Source organism: Maribacter sp. (assembly GCF_039968975.1).
Lineage (GTDB): Bacteria > Bacteroidota > Bacteroidia > Flavobacteriales > Flavobacteriaceae > Maribacter.
The window spans coordinates 1-3,803 of sequence record NZ_JBDVOT010000006.1 but is presented as its reverse complement, the minus strand read 5'-3'; the positions used below and the strand labels follow the sequence as shown (position 1 = coordinate 3,803).

General features: G+C 35.2%; 5 protein-coding genes. All 5 read right to left on the bottom strand.

Annotation, left to right across the window (positions count from 1 at the left end; translation table 11 throughout):
* Positions 1-140: 140 nt before the first annotated feature.
* The 5 genes from ABJI11_RS00250 to ABJI11_RS00230 all read right to left on the bottom strand — a co-directional run bounded on the left by ABJI11_RS00250 (position 141) and on the right by ABJI11_RS00230 (position 3,631).
* The gene (locus ABJI11_RS00250; protein ID WP_348348427.1) at positions 141-503 is read right to left on the bottom strand and encodes a hypothetical protein; all 363 of its coding nucleotides are present in this window, start codon (positions 501-503) and stop codon (positions 141-143) included.
* A gap of 62 nt (positions 504-565) precedes the next feature.
* A complete protein-coding gene (locus ABJI11_RS00245; protein ID WP_348348425.1) occupies positions 566-949 on the bottom strand; it encodes a VOC family protein in 384 nt (127 codons plus the stop codon).
* Positions 946-2,634: a single-stranded-DNA-specific exonuclease RecJ gene (gene recJ / locus ABJI11_RS00240; protein WP_348348423.1), complete on the bottom strand. Its 1,689-nt coding sequence runs from the start codon at positions 2,632-2,634 to the stop codon at positions 946-948. The genes ABJI11_RS00245 and recJ overlap by 4 nt, the downstream gene beginning before the upstream one ends.
* A 169-nt stretch (positions 2,635-2,803) precedes the next feature.
* Positions 2,804-3,154 (bottom strand): four helix bundle protein, encoded by a 351-nt coding sequence (locus tag ABJI11_RS00235; RefSeq protein ID WP_348348422.1) that lies wholly within the window; start codon positions 3,152-3,154, stop codon positions 2,804-2,806.
* Positions 3,155-3,202: 48 nt separating this feature from the next.
* Complete coding sequence (locus ABJI11_RS00230; RefSeq protein ID WP_348348421.1) at positions 3,203-3,631, bottom strand: OsmC family protein; 429 nt, start codon at positions 3,629-3,631, stop codon at positions 3,203-3,205.
* Positions 3,632-3,803: the final 172 nt, after the last annotated feature.

Genomic DNA, 3,803 nt, shown 5'->3' with positions numbered 1-3,803 from the left:
TCCTTAAATCTTAAGGCAGCATAGGGGTCATTAACGCTCATAGTGCTATCGCTAAATAGAGTCCAAAGATATTTAATAAATAACAGGACTTATACAGAATACTTTATTAATCTCCTTTAAAATTATACCGGTGTTCGTAATTATCCAATACCTAACTCACCGAAAAAAGAATCTAATTCTAGCTTAAATAAAGTACCGTTTATTAAATCTCTGACCTCAATGGCTTCTTGGTAACTAACTGCAAATGTAATTTGATGCGCAGGGGTATTCAGTAATAAAGATCTGCACGTATCTTTTGTTTTACAATCGCCACATATATTACTCTTTCCACTTTTAACGGTATCTGCTATGCATTTAGAGAAATGTCTTAGTTCACTTAACGTAAGTAAAAGTCCAATATCTCTAAAAATAACTTGTACTTTATTGTTCTGACTAGGTTTATCCTTTTTCCATTTAAAGGCTATTCCGAAATCATTTTGATAAATGGGGTTGATATCATTCATAAGAATCTACATATTTAGTATAAATATATGCATCTTATTTAGAACTAATATAAATAGTATTGTTAAATGGTGATTTCTATTTGATTTCCTTCTGGGTCTAGAACAACACTTTCGTAGTAGCCATCGCCCGTAGTTCTAGGCTCACCGGCAATTGTGAATCCGTCTTCCCTCAACTTTTCTGTCAAAATATTTACTTGTTCTTTTGAGCCCACTGATATGGCAAAATGAATGAAACCAGTATGTATAGCATTATTCTTGGCTACTTGTATACTTGGTTTATGCATGATTTCTAAACGAGCTCCATCTGTAAAACTTAAGAAGTAAGATGTAAATTCTTTCGTTGGGTTATGGTATTTATCTCCTGCTACTGCATTAAAATACATTTCATAGAACGTTCGCATTGCTTCTAAATCAGTTACCCAAATAGCAATATGCTCTATTCTCATTTAATGTCTTTTAGTTTTAATTGAAGGCTTACATTTCCTTGCCATTCATTTTCATCTATAGAAAAAACGGCGTTAAAGGGCTTTCTACCTGTTACCAATGGTAATTTGTCACCCATATTAAAACCAATACCATCAATTTTATGACTGCCTTGTTGTACCGCTGATATTTTTAAATGTGCTTCTTCCTTACCAACGCCCTTTGCATACCCAGTATCCTGTAAATCTTCTGCCATAAATATAGGAGACATATTGCCGGGACCAAATGGAGCAAATTGTTTAAGTATACGCATCAACTTAGGGGTAATATCTTTCAACTCAATAACCGTATCTATAGTTATCTCCGGTATCAACATTTGGGGATCTATGGTTTCTTTAACCACTTTCTCAAACTGATGCTTAAAGTTGTTATACTGTTCTTCTAACAAGGTTAAACCAGCAGCATACTTATGCCCTCCAAATTGTTCAATATAGTCAGCACAACCTTCTAGCGCATTATACACATCAAAGCCTCTAACCGATCTTGCAGATGCCGCCAACTTATCGCCACTTTTGGTAAAAACTAGGGTGGGTCTATAATACGTTTCCGTTAATCTTGATGCCACAATACCTATCACCCCTTTATGCCATGAATCTTTATACACTACGGATGTGAAACCTTCTTCCTCCTGGTTTTCTTGAATTTGCCCTAGTGCCTCTATCGTAATTTCTTGATCCAGCCCTCTTCTATCTGTATTGAATTTTTCAATTTCAGAAGCAAATTGAATTGCTTGATCCATATTGGTTTCGGTCAAAAGATTAACCGCATATTGACCATGTTTCATTCTGCCGGCAGCATTAATTCTAGGTGCAATAATGAATACTACATCGGTAATGGTGAGCTCTTTTTTATTAATCTGATCAATAATGGCTTTAAACCCGATTCTAGGTTGCTGATTGATAACCTGCAGGCCATAAAAAGCCAATATCCGATTCTCTCCGGTTATCGGCACAATATCTGCCCCAATTGCAGTTGCCACTAAATCAAGGTAATAAATAACATCATCAATAGTTTCTCCTCTTCGTGAACCAAGTGCTTGAATCAATTTAAAACCGACCCCACAACCACATAATTCATCATACGGATATGAACAATCTTCACGTTTTGCATCTAAAACAGCGATTGCACTTGGTAATTTAGTACCAGGTCTGTGGTGGTCGCAAATGATAAAATCTATTTCTTTCTCTTTTGCATAGGCAACTTTGTCTATGGCTTTTACGCCACAGTCCAATGCAATGATCAATGTAAATCCGTTGTCCTCCGCAAAATCGATTCCTTTATAAGAAACGCCGTAGCCCTCATCATATCGATCCGGGATATATGTGGCTACGTTAGGATAATAACTCAACAGATACGATGACATTAAAGCAACGGCTGTTGTACCATCTACATCATAATCGCCATACACTAAAATATTCTCACCATTAGCAACGGCTTCTTCAATCCTGTTCACCGCAATATCCATGTCCTTCATTAAAAAAGGATCGTGCAAATCTTCTAACTGCGGACGAAAAAAGTCCTTCGCCTCATCATACGTAGAAATACCTCTTTGTAATAAAAGCTGCGCCACCAAATCATCGACCTTTAAAGCACTTGCTAAAGTATCAATATCTTCTTGTTTCGGTTTCGGTTTAATTGTCCAGCGCATTCTAGTCAGTGTTCAGTTGGCAGTTCTCAGTATCAGTTCTCAGTAACAGTTGGCTGTTCTTCAAATTCAAAATTCAAAAAACAAGTTCAAGTGGAAGTTCAAAAATCAAATTCAAGTTCAAAAACCCTTAAATAGAATCTTTAAACCTCCTTTAAAATTTGAATTTTGGTTACTTTTTATTTTTAATGATTGTTGCTATAATTCTTATTAATTGTTCTAATTCATCTAGTATTTCAACTCTTTTAGATGAATCTCCGTATTCTACTTTAGTCAATATCTTAAGATTGACCCTAGACTCCTTCAATTCTTTTAAAGATATAGAAGCTTTATTGATATAATCCTTAACGGTATTTGTTCCTTGCGCTTCACCAAAATTAAGCACAGAACTCCCTGCTGATCTTAGTAGTTGATTACCATAATACTGACCGGTCATATCAGATGGTAAGTCTTTACAAAAAAGTACAATGTTAGCTGCAAAATCCACCAATCTATCTTCAAGGTCAAACTTTTTATCCGGCATAATTTTTATTTGAACTTGATTTTTGAACTTGAACTTGCACTTATTTGTTTACTTTTTATGAAAAACAGTCTTAATCTCTAACTCAGCGAATTGTCTGAACATTTCCATTACCCCACAATATTTTTCGATGGATAGGTCTACTGCTCTTTGTAGTTTTTTCTCGGCTAAATTTTCACCATGAAAATGGTATTCAATAACTACTTTATCATAAAACTTTGGATGCTCATCTGTTAGGTTTGCGATTGTTTCAATGTGAAACTCATCTACCTCTAACTTCATCTTCTTGAACATTGCCGCTACGTCTAAACCTGAACAACCAGCCAATGATGAAAGCATTAAAGCTTTTGGTCTAAATCCGCTACCATCACCACCGTCTTCTTTGGCGATATCTATTCTCAATGAATGCCCAGATGGGTTATTACTTTCAAAGGACATGTTGCCCAACCACTTTGTGCTAATATGATTTGTTGTACTCATAATTTATCAGTTTTTGTAGGGTACAAAAATACAACAATATAGGGTGAGGTTTTGTTAGCAATTAGCAATTAGCAATTAGCAATTAGCAATTAGCAATTAGCAATTAGCAATTAGCAATTAGCAATTAGCAATTAGCAATTAGCAATTAGCAATTAGCAATTAGCAATTAGCA

Bases quoted from the DNA above. Each gene is read 5' to 3' on its own strand.
- ABJI11_RS00235 (WP_348348422.1), bottom strand. From the start codon at position 3,154: ATGCCGGATAAAAAGTTTGACCTTGAAGATAGATTGGTGGATTTTGCA.
- recJ (WP_348348423.1), bottom strand. From the start codon at position 2,634: ATGCGCTGGACAATTAAACCGAAACCGAAACAAGAAGATATTGATACT.
- ABJI11_RS00250 (WP_348348427.1), bottom strand. From the start codon at position 503: ATGAATGATATCAACCCCATTTATCAAAATGATTTCGGAATAGCCTTT.
- ABJI11_RS00230 (WP_348348421.1), bottom strand. From the start codon at position 3,631: ATGAGTACAACAAATCATATTAGCACAAAGTGGTTGGGCAACATGTCC.
- ABJI11_RS00245 (WP_348348425.1), bottom strand. From the start codon at position 949: ATGAGAATAGAGCATATTGCTATTTGGGTAACTGATTTAGAAGCAATG.